This window comes from Tolypothrix sp. PCC 7601, assembly GCF_025677855.1.
Classification (GTDB): domain Bacteria; phylum Cyanobacteriota; class Cyanobacteriia; order Cyanobacteriales; family Nostocaceae; genus Aulosira; species Aulosira diplosiphon.
Window position 1 is genome coordinate 7,239,048 of record NZ_CP064879.1, and the last position, 20,032, is coordinate 7,259,079.

At 39.3% G+C, this 20,032-nt stretch carries 13 protein-coding genes; 4 read left to right on the plus strand and 9 right to left on the minus strand.

Annotated elements, in window-relative coordinates; genetic code table 11:
• Positions 1–18: 18 nt before the first annotated feature.
• On the minus strand, positions 19–4,731 hold the full coding sequence (locus tag HG267_RS29375) for a non-ribosomal peptide synthetase (protein ID WP_045871366.1): 4,713 nt from the start codon (positions 4,729–4,731) through the stop codon (positions 19–21).
• 466 nt (positions 4,732–5,197) lie between these two features.
• Between HG267_RS29375 and HG267_RS29380 the strand changes: the two genes are divergently transcribed.
• Entirely contained in the window at positions 5,198–5,608 is a 411-nt protein-coding gene (locus HG267_RS29380) for a tetratricopeptide repeat protein (RefSeq protein ID WP_052335232.1), read from the plus strand.
• A 33-nt stretch (positions 5,609–5,641) separates the two neighbouring features.
• On the opposite strand, the gene HG267_RS29385 is transcribed toward HG267_RS29380, so the two are convergent.
• The 8 genes from HG267_RS29385 to HG267_RS29420 all read right to left on the minus strand — a co-directional run bounded on the left by HG267_RS29385 (position 5,642) and on the right by HG267_RS29420 (position 17,428).
• Complete coding sequence (locus HG267_RS29385; protein ID WP_045871204.1) at positions 5,642–6,307, minus strand: NTP transferase domain-containing protein; 666 nt, start codon at positions 6,305–6,307, stop codon at positions 5,642–5,644.
• Between the two features lie 212 nt (positions 6,308–6,519).
• Positions 6,520–8,154: an RluA family pseudouridine synthase gene (locus HG267_RS29390; RefSeq protein ID WP_045871205.1), complete on the minus strand. Its 1,635-nt coding sequence runs from the start codon at positions 8,152–8,154 to the stop codon at positions 6,520–6,522.
• 184 nt (positions 8,155–8,338) lie between these two features.
• On the minus strand, positions 8,339–8,890 hold the full coding sequence (locus HG267_RS29395) for a Uma2 family endonuclease (RefSeq protein ID WP_045871206.1): 552 nt from the start codon (positions 8,888–8,890) through the stop codon (positions 8,339–8,341).
• 50 nt (positions 8,891–8,940) lie between these two features.
• On the minus strand, positions 8,941–9,582 hold the full coding sequence (locus HG267_RS29400) for a class I SAM-dependent methyltransferase (RefSeq protein WP_045871207.1): 642 nt from the start codon (positions 9,580–9,582) through the stop codon (positions 8,941–8,943).
• Positions 9,583–9,694: 112 nt separating this feature from the next.
• Entirely contained in the window at positions 9,695–14,626 is a 4,932-nt protein-coding gene (locus HG267_RS29405; RefSeq protein ID WP_052335233.1) for a filamentous hemagglutinin N-terminal domain-containing protein, read from the minus strand.
• Positions 14,627–14,717: 91 nt separating this feature from the next.
• Complete coding sequence (locus HG267_RS29410; protein WP_168160985.1) at positions 14,718–14,888, minus strand: hypothetical protein; 171 nt, start codon at positions 14,886–14,888, stop codon at positions 14,718–14,720.
• 65 nt (positions 14,889–14,953) lie between these two features.
• The gene (locus tag HG267_RS29415) at positions 14,954–15,910 is read right to left on the minus strand and encodes a DUF928 domain-containing protein (protein ID WP_081584038.1); all 957 of its coding nucleotides are present in this window, start codon (positions 15,908–15,910) and stop codon (positions 14,954–14,956) included.
• A gap of 459 nt (positions 15,911–16,369) precedes the next feature.
• Positions 16,370–17,428 carry a DMT family transporter gene (locus tag HG267_RS29420; RefSeq protein ID WP_045871369.1) on the minus strand — a complete coding sequence of 353 codons (1,059 nt, stop codon included), beginning with the start codon at positions 17,426–17,428 and terminating at the stop codon, positions 16,370–16,372.
• Between the two features lie 213 nt (positions 17,429–17,641).
• Between HG267_RS29420 and HG267_RS29425 the strand changes: the two genes are divergently transcribed.
• The 3 genes from HG267_RS29425 to HG267_RS29435 all read left to right on the plus strand — a co-directional run bounded on the left by HG267_RS29425 (position 17,642) and on the right by HG267_RS29435 (position 19,918).
• A complete protein-coding gene (locus tag HG267_RS29425) occupies positions 17,642–18,019 on the plus strand; it encodes a hypothetical protein (RefSeq protein WP_045871209.1) in 378 nt (125 codons plus the stop codon).
• A 255-nt stretch (positions 18,020–18,274) separates the two neighbouring features.
• Positions 18,275–18,445 carry a photosystem II assembly protein Psb34 gene (gene psb34, locus HG267_RS29430; protein WP_045871210.1) on the plus strand — a complete coding sequence of 57 codons (171 nt, stop codon included), beginning with the start codon at positions 18,275–18,277 and terminating at the stop codon, positions 18,443–18,445.
• A 1,272-nt stretch (positions 18,446–19,717) separates the two neighbouring features.
• The gene (locus tag HG267_RS29435) at positions 19,718–19,918 is read left to right on the plus strand and encodes a hypothetical protein (RefSeq protein ID WP_045871211.1); all 201 of its coding nucleotides are present in this window, start codon (positions 19,718–19,720) and stop codon (positions 19,916–19,918) included.
• The last annotated feature ends 114 nt before the right edge of the window (positions 19,919–20,032 follow it).

Here is a 20,032-nt window from a genome sequence, read left to right on the forward strand (position 1 = left end):
TTTAATCTAAACTACGAATTACGAATTACTAACTAATAACAACGGAACCTGTCTAATTGCCTGATGAGGATTGTTCACAATTGCAGCTAACAAAGTTTGAAAATGTTCGCTCATACGGATGATGGTTTCGCAGTCAAATAAGTCGTTATTGTACTCCCAAATGCCTTTAATTCCACTGGCTGTTTCCGTCATTAATAGACTTAAATCTAACTTAGCAGTCATTTTTTCTATTTCAAGGGGAGTTACAGTCAAACCAGGAATTTCCCAACTGAAGGGACTCGATTCTAACTTGTATAGCACTTGTACTAAGGGATTTTGATTGAAAGAACTTTCTGGTTGTAAAATTTTGATAATTTGCTCAAAGGGAACATCTTGATGAGCATAAGCGGCTAATGTTACTTGCTGTACATGAGTTAAAAGTTCACTAAATGTAGGATTTTCTCTAATATGTATTCGCAATACTAAGAGGTTGCCAAAAAAGCCGATGATAGATTCAGTATCTTGGTGGCGGTTAGCAATAGGAGCACCAATTAAAATATCTTTTTGCTCGCTGTAGCGAAATAATAAGACAGACAAAACTGTTAACAAAGTTGTAGATAGGGTAACACCTGATTGCTGACTGAGGATTTTTAATTGTCGGCTCAGTTGATGATCTATTTCAATCTTGAGACTGCTACCTTTGATTTTTTGTAAGGGTTTTCTTGGTCTATCTGTAGGTAATTCAAGTACTGGTTTTACACCAGATAACTGCCGATTCCAGTAGTTAATTTGTTGTTGTAAAACTTTGGTGCTTAGAGATTTCCACTGCCAAAGAGTATAGTCTACGTATTGAAAGGGTAAATCTGGTAGGGGAGAAGGCTGACCTGCAGAGAAAGCTGAATATAAAATAGACAATTCTTGCTGGAGGATTCTGATTGACCAGCGATCGCACACAATAGTATGAGTAGTCAATAATAATACATATTCGTCAGGAGACAATTGCAACAGTTTGACACGAATCAGGGAATCGCTAGCTAAGTTAAAAGGTATATGAGCTTCTATCTTGGCTAGTCGGTAAATTTCGTTCTCTGGTTCTGGCGAACTCTGCAAGTTGACAACAGGTAAGGTGAGAGTGGCTGTAGGATTAATTACCTGTACGCTCAAACCTTTGACTACCTGAAAGTTAGTTCGCAAGCTGGCGTGACGCTGCACGATTTCGCACAGGCTACGCTCTAAAGCATTAATATCTAAATTACCGACAATTCTAGTAGCAAAAGAGATATTGTAAGTAGCACTTTTGCCAATCATTTGGTCGAGTAACCACAGCCTTGCTTGAGCAAAGGAGAGGGGAAACTCGGTTTGATGTTGCGAGGTTAGGTCTATAGTCGGTACTATTTCTCCTAACTCTGTTTGACGATAATTAGTAATAAAATTTTCCAGTTCTGCTACTGTGGGTGCTGCAAATAAACACCGCAGAGGTAAGTCTAATTGATAAGCTTGTCGCAACCGATAAATTACCTGAATTGCTAATAAAGAATTTCCACCTAAAGCAAAGAAGTTATCGTTAATGCCAATCTCTTCTAAGTTCAGAACTGTGGCGATGATATCTGCAATCACAGCTTCCGTAGGCGTACGTGGTGGGACAAATTTATTTTCTAATTCCACTAAATAAAGATGTGGTTCGGGTAACGCCTGACGGTTGACTTTACCCTCGCTGGTCAGAGGAATCTGCTTGAGAATCACATAGGTTGTTGGCACCATGTACTCTGGTAATTGCTGCTGTAAAAAGCTACGCAGTGCTGTAGATTTTAAATTAGAGGTTGTTGCTTTCTTGGGATGTGGCTCTGGAACAATATAAGCAACTAAATAGGGATTACCTGATTCGTTGTTGTTAATTGTGACTACTGCTTGCTGTACCTTAGGATGCTGACTCAACGCAGTTTCGATTTCTTCTAATTCAATCCGTAAACCACGAATTTTCACTTGCTTATTAATTTTTCCCATAAACTCAATATTGCCATCTGAAAGATAACGGGCGAGGTCGCCTGTTTTGTACAAACATGTTTCTGGCTGAAAGGGATTAGCGATAAAAGCCTTTGCAGTCAAATCTGGTTGCTGGAAGTAACCCTGCGCTAGGCCATCACCACCAATGTAGAGTTCACCTGGTATCCCCACAGGTAAAGGCTGTAATTCTTTATCAAGTATATAAACTTGTGTATTAGCAATAGGGCGACCAATGGGAATAGCCTGATCAATATGAGATATTTCTGGTATGTGGTAACAGCAGGTAAACGTGGTATTTTCTGTTGGACCATAAGCATTAATTAGCTTTAATTTTGGAGCTTCTTGCAGCAATTTTTTAACATGGTAAACAGATAAAATATCACCTCCTGTTAATATTTGCTTTATCTGTTTTAAGTCTGCTATTTGCTCATTCACCATTGAGTCAAATAACCCCGATGATAGCCACAAAATTGTTACCTGATGCTCTCGAATTGCTTGTGCTAAATCTGATAATTCAGATTTGTCAGGAGGAAGAATAATTAAAGCTGCTCCATTGAGTAAACTACCCCAAATTTCTAGTGTAGCCGCATCAAAAGAGATAGGAGCTAATTGCACAAAAACATCTTCTCGGCTGAAGTTGGCATAGTTATTATTTTTGAGCAAACGTACTACGCCACGATGGATGATACTGACACCTTTAGGTTCCTCGTCAGTGAAGGTGTACATCAAATATGCTAAGTTTGCCGATGTAACTGGTACCGAGGGGTTTTCTTGGCTATGTTCAGCAATGAAATTCCAGTCTCCATCCAAACAAATTGTATGTCTTGCATTAACAGGCAGTGATTCCCGTAAGTGTGTTTGGGTTAGTAATATTGATATTTGTGTTTCTGCAAAGATATACTCTATATGCTCTTGGGGAGATGTGGAATCTAGAGGTACGTAAACACCACCAGCTTTGAGAATCCCTAACAGTCCGATAATCATTTCTAGGGAACGTTCTACACAAATTCCTACCAATACTTCTTTCCCTACACCTAGAGATTGCAAGTAGTGCGCTAGTTGATTAGCTTTTTGATTTAATTCTTGATAGGTGAGTTTTTGTTCTGCAAATACCAACGCCACTGCATCTGGTGTCAGTTCTACTTGCTCTGTGAATAGCTGATGAATGCTCTTTTGGGGATATTCTGTGGATGTGTTGTTCCACTCTACTAATAGCTGATGGCGTTCTGCTGTTGTTAACAGAGGTAATTTTCCTACAGTTTGGTCTGGATTGCTAACAATTCCCTCGAGTAAAGTTTGGTAATGACTTTGCATTTTGGCAATGGCTTTGGCATCAAACAAGTCACTGCTATATTCCCAAACTAGATAATATTCGTGATTTACTTGGGTTAACTTGCAGTTAATGTCAAATACGCTCCCCCGTTGTGAACCTAACTCTGGCAAAATCTCCATTTCTAACTCTGGCATACTTTTGAGGCGATGTTTATGCCAACTAAAACAGGCAGAAACCACAGGAAAGCGACTGCGATCGCGTTTAATTTTTAATTTTTCCACCAACAAAGAAAAAGGAACGTCTTGATGTCTAAGCGCTCCTAAGAATATCTGATTTAATTGACTGAGTAATTCCCTGAAGGTGAGTTGCGGCGCAAGATAACCTCGCAAGACTGCTATGTTACTTAAATAACCGATAATTTGATGAAACTCTCTGCTAGCCGATCTACCCGTCATTGTAGTTCCTAGCAGAATTTCTTCTTGACCTGTATAACGGTAAAGCAGCACAAAAAATGCTGCTTGCATAATTATATAAAGTGGAACTTTTTGAGATTTTTGCAGATGCTGCAGTTGTGCAATCAATTCTATATCTAACTTGAAGATAGCCGTATTTCCCTGATAACTCTGCACTGGCGGACGAGGCTTATCAGTAGGTAAATCTAAAATCGGCAATTCTCCTTCTAGTTGTTTTTGCCAATATTCCCAAAGTTTTTCTTGGCTAGTTTCTAACTTCTGGGAATAGCGACTGACATAGTCTGTATATTGGTAGCTAAGAGCAGGAATACTATGAGAAAATGTGGCTTTAGTGTTAATTTCCGCAGCGTAAAAAACTTGAAATTCTTGTAACAACAAATCTAAAGACCACATATCACCTGCAATCTGGTGCATAACAATTAATTGCACATTTCCCTGTGATGTATTGGTAAATAGCCTTACCCGCAACACCGGGCCAGATTGCAACTGAAAAGGACAATCTGTTTGTTGATAAATGTGGGTGTTTAAATCTTCTTGACTCCAACCTAAAGCATCTATTACTTCTAGATCAACCTTTTTCTGCTCATGGATCTGTTGGACTGGTTGACCGTTGCGAATAGTATAGGTAGTGCGGAGAATAGCATAGTGATCGCTAATTTTTTGCCATGCTCTTTGCCATGCTTCTATATCTAAATCAGACTTAATCCGCACCGTTTGAAATATATTGTAAGCAACGCTTTCTGGTGCCATTTGATAAAGGAACCATAAAGCTTGCTGACCGTGAGATAAAGCACTATATGACGTATAGCCTTCTGACGAACGCACAAGATAACTAAAAGATGGGTTGAGGACTGCTAGGATTTCTGCTTCTTGCGATCGCAGTTGCGCTAACAGATTAGGGCTAAGAGTCTCCTTATTGCTATAGCGTAGGCTATTATCCTCAGTCCACAGCTTTACGTTCAGACTCCACAGCTCTGACAACAACTCATCAACTGTCTTCATTTGTAGAATTTTCCTTTGAGCAATCCATAGGGTTTAAAAAATACTCAGCTATTACGCATATAAGTTGTACATAAACTCGTGAGATTTGTCACTGCTCTGTGTGTTTCCTAATGGGAATTTACACTCATAATTAATGACTATCTTGACGACAAAATGCTCTATATATGGGGATTAGCTGATTAATGAGCCACAAGTATACAAGTTTTTAATGATACAAAAATTATTATATATATCCGAAAAACTGCTTAGGCAACAATATAAAAATCAATTTCTAGAAAATCTACAGTACAAGTACTAGTATTTTGCCGGAAATGGAGAGATTTTAAGTGATATTACTTAAGGTGCTTCTAGACAGACTAATTTTCTCCTTTTTGGGAGTTGTCATTAGTTACAGACAGAATAATTGTGGGTACGCTAAAAACAGGTAAAGTCGGAAAAATTTTATATTATTTTTATTTTCTGCCCAATGGATAACAACGCTCAAACATTTAATCAACCAGAGGTAATTCCACCATTGCAGGTAGAAATGCCTTTACAATCAAAAGCCGTCAGCTTATATGTTCAGCAAGCCTACAATCATTTTTCCCAGGGAGATGTAGAAGGAGCGATCGCGGATTTTAATATAGCTCTTTGTATTCATCCCAACAGCGCCGAATTATATACAGCCAGAGGTAATTTTCGCAAACAGAAATTAGGCGATCGCCTCGGTGCAATTGAAGATTACACACAAGCTATATTTATTAATCCAGATAAAGCTTTCTTTTATTTTTGCCGCAGTCAAACCTATCAAGAATTAGGTAATCAAGAAAAAGCAATTGAAGATTATAATATAGGGTTAACACTGGCTCCAGAAGGGACGATGTGTTGTGTAATTTAGGGCATGGGGCATTGGGCATTGGGCATTGGTAATTTATTCTCCCCCTGCCTCCTCATCTACCTCATCCCCAGTCCCCAGTCCCCTATCCCTATTACTTAATTTTTCATAATCGCTGGGTGTATCAATATCGATATTGCCTAAGTTAAAAGGAATAGAGAATACTTGATTAAGATTATTCTGAATCACTTTTTTTGCACCGGAATTACCTGGTAAATTGGCGAGTTCTGCAAAAAAATTGTGACTAAATAAAGCAGGTACGCCTAATGTTTCTGCATATTCGCAAGCAATGATTTGTTTTTGTGTTGCATGGTATGCATCAACCAGTTGATTAATAATTTCTGGAGAGAGAAATGGTTGATCGCAAAGTACAATCACTACGCCTGTAATTTTTTGATTCAGACTATGCAAGAAATCCATCCCAGCTTTAATAGAACTACCCATACCCATAGCCCAATCTAAATTCTCAACAATAGTAACGGGGAGTTCATGAATTTGAGGACGAATTTGTTCTGCATTAGCCCCAAGCACTACAACTACAGGTTCACAAACTGAAGCGATCGCAATTTCTGTAATGTATTGCACCAAGCTACGTCCTTGATACAATAAAAGCTGTTTTGGTGTTCCCATCCGGGTAGATGCACCCGCAGCCAAAATCATAATTGCTATCCTTGATTTTTCCGTTTCTATTTTCTGAGTCATATTTTATGCAAAATTAAGGAAATTGGCAGAGCGCGAAAATTCAATGTATATAAATAAATATAAATTCAAGGTAGGGTGTGTTATGCCGTAGGCTAACGCACCTTGAGCCTTTCATCGTCCATTGGTGCGTTGCGCTGCGCGACAACACACCCTACATTTACTGATTAATAGATTCCATAATATTTTCTAAATTACGAATTACGAATTACGAATTAAAACGGCATTTCCGTCTTTAAATGCAGAGTTTCTTTTAACTGCGGATGTTGAAAGTAAATTTCTCGCGCATGGAGATATAAACGACTAAAATCTGTACTCAACCCATAAAGCGGATCTCCTAAAATTGGCTTACCAAGTCCTTGAATATCAGCAGCATGAACTCTTAATTGATGAGTGCGTCCTGTTAGCGGTTTAAATTCAATGCGAGTATATTTTCCCTCTCTAGCTATTACTTGAAAATGGGTAATGCTGGGTTTACCATATTCCCAATTAACTTGTTGATAAGGACGATGATTGGGATTTCCCCACAGTGGTAATTCAATTACACCTGCGTCAATATTCACAATTTCAGAAAGTAAGGCTTCATAAATCTTGTGAATTTGCTGTTGCTGAAATTGGATGCTGAGTTGGCGATAAGTTTTTTGATCGCGTGCTAGCAATAAAATACCAGAAGTGTCTCGATCCAGTCGATGTACGGCGTTGAGTGACATTCCATCAGGTAATATATTTCGCAATCGACTAAGAACGCTGTCTTGGGTATCAAGATAACGTCCGGGAACTGATAATAATCCGGCGGGTTTGTTAAGAGCAATTAACCATTCATCTTCGTAAATAATCGCTAGCTTTTCCCCTATTTCTGGAAATCCTGACAGCAAAAACCCCATCAAAGGTTGACAGCGTTCTGTACAAGCTGGGTAAAATTTTCCGGGAATTTTTTCGCCATCAGTTGACGCACAACCCCACCAAAATTCTGCCATTGCTAAGGGTTTAAGACGATGCATGGCTGCATATTGCAATAACTTAGGCGCGCAACAGTCACCTGTACCTGTGGGTAATCCTGTGGGCATTAATTGTTGTAGCGATCGCGATTTTCCATAAAAATTGATTAAGGTGTAAGCTGCGTGCATCTGTGCTTGCAATTGACGGGAAAGTTGCTGACGCTGTTGTTTTAATTCCTGTATTCGCGTATCTGCGGCTGTAATTCTCTGCTTTAGCGGCTGTAAAACTTCATTTTGCTGGCGTTTGAGTAATTTTCGCTCAATTCCCTGCTGACGGCTTTCTTCGTCCAGTTCTTCTAAAGCGATAGCGAGTGCTGCGCCTGTCAGCGTTTCGCAGATTAGCTGGCGTTTTTCTTGGCGTTGATGTTTGCGATCGCGGTGGCGATCGTTCATAGCTTGTAACTGTTGTGCAAACTCGCGAGATAAGCTTTCATATTGCTGTCTTTGGGGAATTTGCTGTAAAGTCATCAGTTCTTGTTTAATAGCTTCCAATTGCGCCAAGGTTCTAGCTTCATCTACAGCTACTTCTTCTCTCCCTGGAATTGGCGGAACCCAACCCTCAACTACACTGCAACTATGCAGCAATCCAGAGAAAGCCTTAATTACTCGCTGTTCGCCAGTTGGGAGTTCAACCAGCAACACACCATACATTTTTCCTTCTAGAGAATAGCGCTCATCGCTGGCTAATTGTTGCATTAAACCGTGAGCGATCGCTTCTATTAAAGGGGTGCGAGGTAGTCTCAGCAAATTTCCACTTTGCGGACAATATCCTTCATAGTAATATTCGGCTGATGCGTTATCGGCTGCATAATGAGAGTCAATAAAATCTGTAAGCGGATGTAAGAATACCATAAAAAGTTATCTGCGTTTATCTGCGTTTATCCTCTTCCATCTGCGGTTAATTTTTTATTCCTGTACTTCACGAATATGGGAAGCACTATATATCAATTCAAAATTAAAAACCTACTTTGAATTGTTGGTGGTGCGTTGCGCTATGCGACAACACACCCTACATTTTACAGAACGGGAATTGATATTAAGTGCTAACAATACAATCTACTGCAACAGCTATATCTGGAAATGCTATTGGATAAATCGTCCCGCCTGTTAATGTGGACTTGGAAGCGTACTCTCCATCTTGAGGATCTCGAAAGACTATTAGCTGTCTTTTTCTGAGGTTAACTACCCAGTATTCAGGAATTTCAGCTTCGGCGTAGACTTTGCTTTTAATTTCCAAATCTTTTTCTAAAGTGGAATCGGAGTATTCAATTAGCCAAAAAATATTTTCTGGGTAAGGATGATGATTGACATATTCTCGTCCTAAACGTTGCACGATCGCAATATCTGGTTCAGGTTCAGAGTTATTCAAAAGCGTAATTGGTTTAGCTGGACGAATTGTAGCGCGTTCCCCCAATATCCGAGAGAGATATTCCCCAGCTTCGGTACTGAAATAAGCATGGGGTTCGCCTTCCGGTGACATCTCTATAATCTCTCCCTTTAATAGTTCCACACGCCGATCATCTAAGATACCAGCTGCAATCATGCGATGGTACTCATCTATTGTCCACTTCGCTGTTGTGACAACCATAGCGATCGCTTTTTTATCGCGCTTATAATTTCACATCGTACACTCAAAATTTAAATTGATTGCGGTTTTTTGCCAATCAATAGGGCGAGTTCTAGCCATTTCCAGTAGCAATCTACATCTGTAAATCCGAGATTTCGCAGCCAATTTAGTTGAGTTTCTACGTCTAAAAGTTTATTTGATGGGTCTTCAGTTTCTACAGTGAAACCGATGGAGTGTAAAAAATGTTCGTGCAATGCTTGCGTGGGTGAGGCAACATGTTCTAAATTGCAGAAAATCCCGCCAGGTTCCAATATCTGAAAAATTTCTGTATATAGAGAACGTTTGCGATCGTGAGTTACATGGTGAATGGCAAAGCTGGAAACTATGGCATCAAAATAACCTAATTCTGGCAAGGGATAATCTAAGTTATGGGATATTACCTGTACTGTTGTATCCCCAGCAAACCGATTTTTGACCGCTTCTAACATCGTTGCAGAAAAATCAACCGCAACACTCTGCGCCTGGGGACGGTCGATTTTCAGTAATGCTAATAAGCGACCATCTCCAGTCCCTAAATCAAGAATACGCTTCACAGTCTTAGGAACTTGTTCTAACAAAACTGCTTCACCCTCAGTACGATGGGGTATTGCATCTGCTTGAGATAGATATCTCAAAGCATGGTCAGCAGAAGTCCAGAGGTTAATTTGATTCATCACAGAACACTGCTCTTAGCGATCGCATTTTATAATTTCCAGTCAGAGCAATTCTACATCTTTTACACTCTACTCTTTGCGTCTTTGCGTCTCTGCGTGAAAAAATCATATTTCACTTCTTCACCGCACAGCTAGAAGAATTTAACCAAGAAGCCGCAGTTTTGGGTGTCTGAGAAACTAGGGTCACATCACCTTTATCGTTAAATACCCACCCAGTAGCGGGCATAACTAATACAGCTTTTTGCTGTGGTGGATTGACACCTGTACTATAGCTGGAACCTCCTGTATGCAAGCTATTAGCCGTAAGGCGAATATCTTCCCAAACAGTATTAGCGCTAAGTAATTCGTCAGGTTTTGGGGGTAAACCACCACGTCCGACATCAGTAAATTGACCAGCTGTTTTTTCATCTCCAGCACCACAATTTTGAGCAATTTGCTGAGAAGGATCGCTGGCGTTGGTGGGTAGAGACACAATTCCTTTGCTGGGGTCAATATCTGGAGAACTGATACTGATGACACCGTTTAACTGTGGGTCAGTTTGGGAAATCGCTGTAATATCGTTAGTTTGCAGATATTGTGAGTCAAGTTTTTCCGGATCTGTGGTTCCTAACTTCTGCTCAAGTTCTTGTCGGGTGAGGGTTGCTAATCCAATCACGCCTTTAGCGTCGATTTCGATAGTACCACCGCTACCAGAGAAAGCATTTGCCGCAATATCATTATTTTCCGAAGATGGAGAGACAATAAAGCCGTTATTAGAATTGAGTTTAATTGCGATCGCACCGCCATCACCACCCGCACCTTGTCTACCTGCGGTAGTTGAAATAAAACTTTGACGGCGAAATAGCAGTAAATCTTGTAAGTTGAGGGTAATGCTACCGCCTTGACCGCTGTTTGTATCAGCCGTAATCTGTGCTTGGGTATCAAGAGTTAAGCGATCGGCTGTAATACTAATACTACCCGCTACTCCTGAACCTTGACTATTTACAGAAATTCTCCCACTATCTTTAATTGTCACTTGCTCAGGGTCAATGTTGATTGTACCGCCTTGACCTGTAGAGTCAGATTCTGTATTGGCAAATAGTCCACTATATTGATTAATTGAACCAAGAATGCGTTTAGCTTCTTGCTCATTATCAGGCAGTACAAAATTATAATTATCTTTAATATTGCTGATGACTGCTATCAGTTGATTCAGTCGTTCCTGATATGTAAAATCTTGACCAGCAATGGTAATATAATTTGTGGCATTAATTTTGATATTACCTGCTGCTCCACTTCTATAGGCATTGGTGAGAATTTGTCCGCCGCCTGTGATTTCCAGATTATTGACATTAACTTTGATATCTCCCCCGTTACCGCTACTTTTAGAAGGGGCGCTTAAAACTCCACCATCGCTAATACTTAATCTGCCAGTATGAATAGTAATATTGCCCCCATTACCAGCATTAGTTTCTGTACTTTCAGTATTTACAAATAATCCACTGGAAAATTTATTTATCAGTGCATATCCTGATATATTTACAGAAGATGCAGCCTGGTTTTGTTCATTCCAAGGATTAATATTAATGTTGCCACCTTTACCACTAGAACGAGTGTCAGCATTAATTCTTGAACCCTCAGTTAAGGCAAGAGACTGAGTGTTAATATTAATATTCCCAGCATTACCACTACCAAAAGTTTGAGCATCAATTCTGGATGTGTTACTAAAAGATAAAAACTGAGCAGTTATATCTAAATTCCCAGCATTACCACTACCAAAAGTTTCCGCCTGAATCAGCGATTCCTCATTAAAATTAAAATATTGAGTTTTAATGTTGATATTACCAGCATGTCCTGTACCATAAGTTCTAGCATTTAAGATAGAACTATTAGTAAAATCAATATTTTTATCAACTACAATTGAGAAATTACCACTATTTCCTGAGCCAAAAGTGCTAGCATTTAAATAAGCATTTTTTGTGAGCAACAAATTAGCAGCGCTAATATTAATATCACCACCACCACCCTCCCCTTCTTGACTTTGGTGAGAGGAACTTAAAGTTAAATCGTTGCTACCAGTGTTAATACTACTTTCAGACAGTGAGAGGGAACCACCTGCTGCTCTCACATTGATACTTCCTGCTTTTCCTGTTCCTAGGGTATTAGCTAATAGAGAACTTTGATCAGCAAGAGATACAGATTTAGCATCTACATAAATGCTACCACCTGCACCAGAACCATTCGTTACAGTTTCTAAATTACTACTAGTAAAAACTACATCTCCCAGAGACTGAATCCTGATCTCACCTGTATCTTTAGCAAAGATTGCTGCTTGATTATCGCTATCTACTTTGTTACTAGTACTCAAAAAAGATTGGTCTATAGTTATTTTTTGCGGAATCAGTGAGCTATTTGGTATCCATCCAATATAAATATTTCCTAAATTACCATTACTAAATATGCCTCGATATTGGCTATCTTCCTCGCTCCCAGCAGAATTTTGGACAATAGAAATATCATCACGAGCATTAATACTAATATCTCCTGCATAACCTAAACTAAAATTGGTGGTACTTATCTTAGACTGGTTCAAAAAAACTGACCCTTCTGTGGCTTCTATATTAATAGAAGAGTATAGGTCAGCATCGCTATTGTAATTACTTTCGCTAGTAATCTTACTATTATCAATAGCAACATTGTTAGCAGCAATCAGGTTAATATACCCTGCTACTCCAGACCCGTTATTATCAGTGAATAGTTTAGCGGAATTCAAAGATATAGATTCACTCCCATGAATATCTATATCTCCAGATTTTCCAGAGCCGTTGTTACCAGATTGCACAGTAGTTTTATCTAGAGATATTAATCCTGACTCAATGCTGAACTTCCCGGAATTTCCTGTACCACCTGTTATTACATCATTAAATACTTCGGTGCCACTTAAATAAACAGAACTAATACTTTTAATTGAAATACTGCTAGCATTAGCTGTACTATCTATACCAGTAGCACCACTTACTATCTTGCTATCTGTAATCAAAATATTATTAAGAGATTCAATATTTATCTCTCCAGACTGACCTTGTAAATTGCGATTATCACTATTTATTTGAGAGTTATTAATTATAATATTATGAGGAGAGAAATTAGCATATTCTGATTTACCAATATATATAATACCAGAATCACCAATACTATCAATATTACTATTATTTTCAATTTTAACTTCCTGCCGGGCAGTAATTGCTACATCTCCTGCATAGCCATTGCCATTGTTGCTAGTATCTAAGTTAGATTGATTTAAATAGACAGAACCATCAGTAGATTTAATGCTGATACTACTAAATTTTGTATCATCATCAGAATTGCTAGCAGCTGTTATATTACCAAGGTAGATATCGCCTAGTGCTTTAATATTTACATCACCAGCGAATCCATTATGAGTTTCAGATACGATATCTGCTAATGTTGTATCAATATAACCATTTTTACTTATTAGGCTAATATTCCCGCCATTGCCATCGACATCCTCAAGTAAATCAGAAAGTAAATCTCCATTAGTAATAATGTTGCCATTACTAATCAGATTAATACTATTACCACTATCCCAGCCACGAGAAATATCAATTGTTCCATTAGTTGTGATATGACCTCGAGAATCGATGGTAACATTACCAAAAGTATCAATTGGGCCTGTGGTAATATTTCCTGGTAGTTCATTAGGTGAATACTGATTAGTTAACAGAATTTGCCCTTTTATCGGTTCTCCTACTTCTGTTTTATTGACATTACTAATGCTATCGATATTGATATCTGCACTGGTACTAGGCGCATGAGTTTTAACTTGACCAATTAGCCCTATAATTGGTTCTGGTATCATTCCAGGAAAACCAAAAGCTGTAGTTCCAGCACGAATATCTAATGTTGGTTCAGATGCGCCTTGAATATAGACATAATTTGTATCATCAGGCAAAGTCTCTGACAGTGGCACATCTTCTGTAATAGAGTTTTTGGGAGCGGTTGTGTCTGCACCTGTAATCAAAATACTGCCAATATTCACGGAACCTCCTGCAAAAATATGCAAGGATGCTCCTTCATAACTCTCAAAACTGACATCTCCACTAGCGCGGATAATCGGATCTTGAGGGCTGGAAAGCTTACCTAGACTACTATCTAATTTCTCAATCCGAAAATTCCCCCCACTCCAATAATGAGCATCCCCTCCCACAGTATTTGCACTCCGCAGCAACAAATCATCAGCAGCAAATAAGCCACTATCAGGGTGATTCAAGGCAAAAATATCAATATTCTGATTACCTTGTACTAGTAAATTTCCACTCGCAGCCACAATTAAAGGATTAACCGCCGTATCTCGCAGTTTGACAGTATCTTGTGCTTGTATTGTTAAATCTTTACCTGCTTGTAGCCTACCTTGTAAGTCGAGATTACCAGCAATCAAGCTTAAATCTTGCCCTGTAGTTAAATTACCAGTGTTGCTAATACTTGCAGACTGATTCGCACCAAATTGCAATCCTGGACGAATGCTCACAGTCAGTAGTGGCGCGGCTTCTGGATTTGTAGCGCTGAACTTCAAGCCGTTGTCAAAGATAAAGCTATTGGCTGTTGTCGCCAGAAAAGAACCCGCCACATCTAAGCGAGCATTCGGCCCAAAAATAATACCATTGGGATTGAGTAAAAACAGATTTGCTCTACCATCTACGCCCAAAGTACCAAATATGTTGGAGCGATCGCTACCTGTGACACGAGTCCAAATGTTCTCAATACCTGCAGGATTGGCAAAGTATATTCTTTGACTATCGCCAACATTAAATTGCAAAAAACTCTGAAATAAATTGACACCTCTAGTTGCTCCACCTTCAATCAAGGTTGCAGGTAAACCCTGAACTGTAGCATTTGGTTTAAGGGTTGCACTTTCTGCACCTAATGTCCCATCCGGGATAATTTGAGCGCGTGCAGAACCCATCCATGCGATAAATACACCACAGATTGCTAATAAATTTAGTAACCTCAATTGCCATAATTGTTGGCGAGGAGCTGGAACCATATCAGTATTGCCCTGGGAGTTTCCCCTGATTGATACAAATAAATGCGGAAATTTAAGTATTTTTTTGGATAAAAATTATCCAATATTTTACTCATCTCCCAAGGCAAATGGCGAGGTTATGGTTTAGGGAATAGGTAATGGGTAAGGGGTAAGGGGTAATGGGTAATGGGTAATGGGTAATGGGTAATGGGTAATGGGTAATGGGTAATGGGTAATGGGTAATGGGTAATGGGTAATAGAGATTTCTCCTTGTCCCCCTCATCTCCCTCATCTCCCTCATCCCCCTTATCCCCCTCATCCCCCAGTCCCCAATCCCCAGTCCCCTTCTCACCTTGTCCCCTCTACTCCTCCATTACCCATTGTTCCCTGCTGAGTAGTGCAGCAAGGCGGTAATAAAGGCTGATCTGCTACTGCGTCGAGCTTCACGGATTTCAATAAATCTGACCAATATTGCTTTATTTTCGGGTCATTTGGACTCTGGCGGCGTAAATCAGCCAAAATACTGAGGGCGTTTTCCCAAAATCCAGCTGTTGCATAGAGCACTGCACGATCTAGAGGTGTTGGTGTTTCTTTTACCTGTGCAGCAATGTTCTCATCTTGCATAACTTGGATTTTACCTTCTTGATAAGAATCGCGATCGCGGCTATTGGGATCGCAAATCATCGAAAAGGCCCAAGTATATTCTTTGCCAGGTTTCAAAGGCGGTTGATTAGCTTTGAGGGTAATCCCAACAATTCCAGCTTGATCAAAAGCTTTGAAATTCTCCTTATATAAAGGATCGAGATTCTCGTCCTCCCGCAATACAAATTCTAGTTCTCTAACTGTTCTGGAAGCTTTAGGAATATAGAAGAAGAATGTGGGACGCTCTTGTGTGGTGTATTGAGTGTCTCTATCGCTTGGTATTAAAGGAATCACCACTTCTCCATGCTGAAAGCAAGCTCCCCTTGTTCCTCCTGAACCTAATCTACTAGGTTTTCCCGGAACGAAGCTAATCAAAGTCTTGCGACCTTGAATATATCCCGTGACATTTCTAATTGCCGTAGTAGCATATATATCTCCGGGACGTAGTTGCGCTGCTTGCTGAAAATATCCCAAAGCTCTGCGATAGTTTCTGCGCTTAGTTTCTGTGTAGCCCAACCTCATATATTGGTTATAACTATTTGTTACTTGCGCTACTTGATAAACTGGCTCTACTGCGAAAATTTTGCTCGTGCTGACAGCCCCAAAAGGTAGGCATACTAAAAGAGCAAACAGATAACTTTTCCAAAATTTACGTTTCATCATCTTTATTCTGTTGGTACCACTCTTCTAAGGTGGGCATACAGCCAAAGCCTTGTTTTATATTAATTTCACGAACAGCAATCTTAATAAATTAAAAAAATTTAGCTTCAACACGCTTGTGTATTTATATTGGCTGCGAGATAGATACTTGTCTCAGACAAGATATGGTAATTACTAGTTCCCATTTTTGATCTTGAAATGTTTTGTCTAGTCAGTCATTAACCTTTGATCATTTGTAGTTTCTCACAAATGATTTACTACTGCTATACAAGTAAACCATACAAACACAACAAAATACCTGAGGGGAGCTTTGACAAATACCAATACTCAATGCCCTATAGGCTCATTTTCCCTCTAGACATTTATATAATAAATCAACCATGAAGGCGTGAAAATCTTTTTGCCTGCTCAACAGTCAACACTATTTTCCAGGCAGAGCGTTAACTACTGAATTAAAAAATATTATATTCCTTTAAATCCCATGTGGGTTTCTACTTCTTGTTCTGCTGGAGTAGAACTCAATTTTCTAGAAGCAAATCTGCGAGAACTATGACGCAAATTACCAATTTGGCTCAGAAATATCCCTATTAAAATCAAGCTACCACCAATATATTGAGCCATTGTTGGGGCTTCATTTAATATCAAAAAAGCAGCAACGATACCTACAATTGGTGTAAATGAGCCGATTAAAGATGCTGTAGATACTGTAGAATCTCTTAAACCTTTGAGCCAAAATGACTGGCCTAGCACTACAATAACGGCACCATAAACTAACATCCATTGCCACAGAAATGGTGAGAACACATCGATAAAATGCTCTTTACCATAAAGTGTTAAAGCTACGAGGAAAAAGATGACAGTTCCTAAAGCAGTGCGAAAGATACTATAAATTCCTAACGGTATTTGAGAGAGATATTTTTTACCAATAATTGTAGAAACGGCTACAGCGATAGATCCAATTGCTGCCAATACTTCCCCTAATCCTAAATTAAAAACCCCCATACTCATCATGGGGACACTGGGAGGCTGAAGGAGAATCGTGAGGCTAACGCCAACAAATGCTGCGATCGCACCAATAATTTCCCATTTATTTACCCGTTCTCGCAACAACCACACTGATAAAGCTAGCGTTAACGGGGGTTCCAAGCGCCCAATCAAAATTACATTGTTAACTCCTGTAATTGCTAGAGCTTGGAAAATTAAGCCAGGGGCCAGCGCTCCTGATAAAATAGCCACAACGGTGAGACTGAACCAATCTGTTTTCGATAGCTGCTGCAAAGTTGTTTTATTCCACTGTCGCCAGTAGATAGCGATCAAGACTATCAAAGCGCAAAGGTTACCAACAAATAAAACATTACACAGTGAGATAGGATTGCGATCGCCTATCAAATTATGGGCACCAATTTCTGTGAGCTTACGAGTAATTGCACTAGATGCACCAAAGATGAGAATTGCTAACCAGAGATATATTTTCCCTGGAATTCTTTGGTGCAAAAGATTTCGTCTTTTTACTCTAGTCACAATAACACCACTGTACACAATCAGCCTTTGCTTAAAAATACTGTAAGTTACTTGTGAGTTTAACATCCCATAACTCTCTGAAAAAATGCTGAGAATTAACTGAAATTTCTCAAGGGATAAATTCATCAAAATCATGGTTGAGTTTCAGTTCAGCTTCAGCCCTAGCAGCGATAGTTTGGTTGTTCCAGAAAATTCCAGGTTTAGGAGTCAAAAATGAAACTCGCTACCATGCTCACAAGTGTTGCCTTAATCGGTTGTTTTACAGTTTGGGATGCTCCCCTCAAAGCTATTAATCCCTCACTAGTCCAAGCTTCAGCCGCAGAAGCAAAGGATGCTACAGGGTTAACTGCTCAACAAAAAATAGAATTCCTCGCCAAAAATAAGGGCCAGTTTGGTACTGGTGACGCTTTGCGACGTTACTTTTTTGGCGACTTAGAGCCAATTGCAGTACAACCAGGTGGTGCGGGTATGGTAGTGAACTTGTACAACAAAGCCAATAATGTCACCATTGCTTATTGTGCAACCTACGATGTAGTTGTTGCTATCAAAAAAGGCAAGATTACCAAGTTTGAAGCCAGCGAAGTTAAATGAACAGTGCTGAGTGCTGAGTTCTGAGCAGTTAAGTTGCTTCCTGGCTCGTTATACCAATTTGAAACCTTTCAGACAGACATCACACCTCACAAAAATCTTGTTCCTTTCTATGACAGGCGTAGCTGCGCCTGTCATTGCCTTATTGATAAGCTGATTTTATAGATAGTATCTACAATTATTTGTCAAGCAGTGTTGACTATTTGTAACAAATTTGTTAGATTTATTTACATAAGTTAACAACTAAGAGAAACAACTATGTACACAACTGTTAATGAAGACGGCGTTCTCAATAACTACGCAACTGAACCCCAGATGTACTACGCTGAGTACCCTGCAATTTGGGAACAGCGCAAATATGTTATACAAGGCGTGTTCGCTACATTGCTTGTTACTACTCTGGTATTGCTAGGCTTGAGTGTTAGCTAAGATTTTTTGAATTCGGTATCAGTTAGTTATTTGGACTTCTCATTTTCACCCCGGTTAGTGCCACCGGGGTTTTTTATTACTGAGCAATAACAAGAGATAATCAAAAACCCAGCCTTGAGGACTGGGTTCTAGTTGGGGTATATCCCCATGCTTTCGGTATAAAGTTTACATATAAGTTGCTTGTCTAAGAATTACTACAGCGTGAGATTTACTCATTCCGGAGAAGTTTTCACTGAATTTTTTATTACTGAGCAATAACAAGAGATAATCAAAAACCCAGCCTTGAGGACTGGGTTCTAGTTGGGGTATATCCCCATGCTTTCGGTATAAAGTTTACATATAAGTTGCTTGTCTGAGAATTACTACAACATGAGATTTACTCATTCCGGAGAAGTTGTCACTGGGTTTTTTATCACTCAGCAATCACAATAGATAATCAAAAACCCAGCATTGAGGACTGGGTTCTAGTTGGGGTATATCCCCATGCTTTCGGTATAAAGTTTACATATAAGTTGCTTGTCTGAGAATTACTACAACATGAGATTTACTCATTCCGGAGAAGTTGTCACTGGGTTTTTTATTACTGAGCAATCACAAGAGATCATCAAAAACCCAGCCTTGAGGACTGGGTTCTAGTTGGGGTATATCCCCGTGCTTTCGGTATAAAGTTTACATATAAGTTGCTTGTCTGAGAATTACTACAACATGAGATTTACTCATTCCGGAGAATTTATCATTAGGTTTTTTGCTACTGAGCAATCACAAGAGATCATCAAAAACCCAGCCTTGAGGACTGGGTTCTAGTTGGGGTATATCCCCGTGCTTTCGGTATAAAGTTTACATATAAGTGGCTTGTCTAAGAATTACTACAGCATGAGATTTCCCAATTCCAGAAAAAGTAAAACCAGTTTGAAAAACAATCCAACAAAGACATAAATAGGTGTAGACACAAGACTGTTCCGATAAGAGAAATCGATTAACGTTTAAATCCTGTAGAGACGCGATTTATCGAGTCTTTACAACCCCAAAATCATGAGGAAAAATTTTTAACCTCACCATATTGGGGGTGTACAGCTTTGCAACCTTAAAGATTATGGATGTGTTATCAATATTTTTCTTAATTTGTATAAATTAATGAGTCTTAAATTTTAGTGAGTAATCAATCAATACTCAATCAAGAATTGTATTAATTTGCTCTCTGGTACCTCTGTATGTTCATATACTGAGAGTGTTCCCCATTAGCGTGTAGAATGCACATTTGGAGGTTCCGAAATGGATCACACATACGAGGTATTGGTAGATATCAAAGAATTTGCTGATCTAGCAAACAATACCTTTCAACGCGGGACGACAAGGTACGAAATCGACGCTCCTTCAAAAGCACAAGCTGACGGTATGGCATTCCAAAGGGCTAGAAGCGAGCATCCAAGAGGCACTGAATATGATATTAGGGTAACCAGGCTACTCAGGTAAAGCGAACATTAGGTTATATTTCCCAGAATCGGCATTCCTTTACTTTGAGTTTGAAGTAATTTATATAGATATCAATAGCGGTGTCGAGTGCTATCTACTCAGCTCGACACCGCT

Coding starts and splice junctions, on each gene's coding strand:
- HG267_RS29375 (WP_045871366.1), bottom strand. CDS start 4,731: ATGAAGACAGTTGATGAGTTGTTGTCAGAGCTGTGGAGTCTGAACGTA.
- HG267_RS29380 (WP_052335232.1), top strand. CDS start 5,198: ATGGATAACAACGCTCAAACATTTAATCAACCAGAGGTAATTCCACCA.
- HG267_RS29385 (WP_045871204.1), bottom strand. CDS start 6,307: ATGACTCAGAAAATAGAAACGGAAAAATCAAGGATAGCAATTATGATT.
- HG267_RS29390 (WP_045871205.1), bottom strand. CDS start 8,154: ATGGTATTCTTACATCCGCTTACAGATTTTATTGACTCTCATTATGCA.
- HG267_RS29395 (WP_045871206.1), bottom strand. CDS start 8,890: ATGGTTGTCACAACAGCGAAGTGGACAATAGATGAGTACCATCGCATG.
- HG267_RS29400 (WP_045871207.1), bottom strand. CDS start 9,582: ATGAATCAAATTAACCTCTGGACTTCTGCTGACCATGCTTTGAGATAT.
- HG267_RS29405 (WP_052335233.1), bottom strand. CDS start 14,626: ATGGTTCCAGCTCCTCGCCAACAATTATGGCAATTGAGGTTACTAAAT.
- HG267_RS29410 (WP_168160985.1), bottom strand. CDS start 14,888: ATGAGGGGGACAAGGAGAAATCTCTATTACCCATTACCCATTACCCAT.
- HG267_RS29415 (WP_081584038.1), bottom strand. CDS start 15,910: ATGATGAAACGTAAATTTTGGAAAAGTTATCTGTTTGCTCTTTTAGTA.
- HG267_RS29425 (WP_045871209.1), top strand. CDS start 17,642: ATGAAACTCGCTACCATGCTCACAAGTGTTGCCTTAATCGGTTGTTTT.
- psb34 (WP_045871210.1), top strand. CDS start 18,275: ATGTACACAACTGTTAATGAAGACGGCGTTCTCAATAACTACGCAACT.
- HG267_RS29435 (WP_045871211.1), top strand. CDS start 19,718: ATGGATCACACATACGAGGTATTGGTAGATATCAAAGAATTTGCTGAT.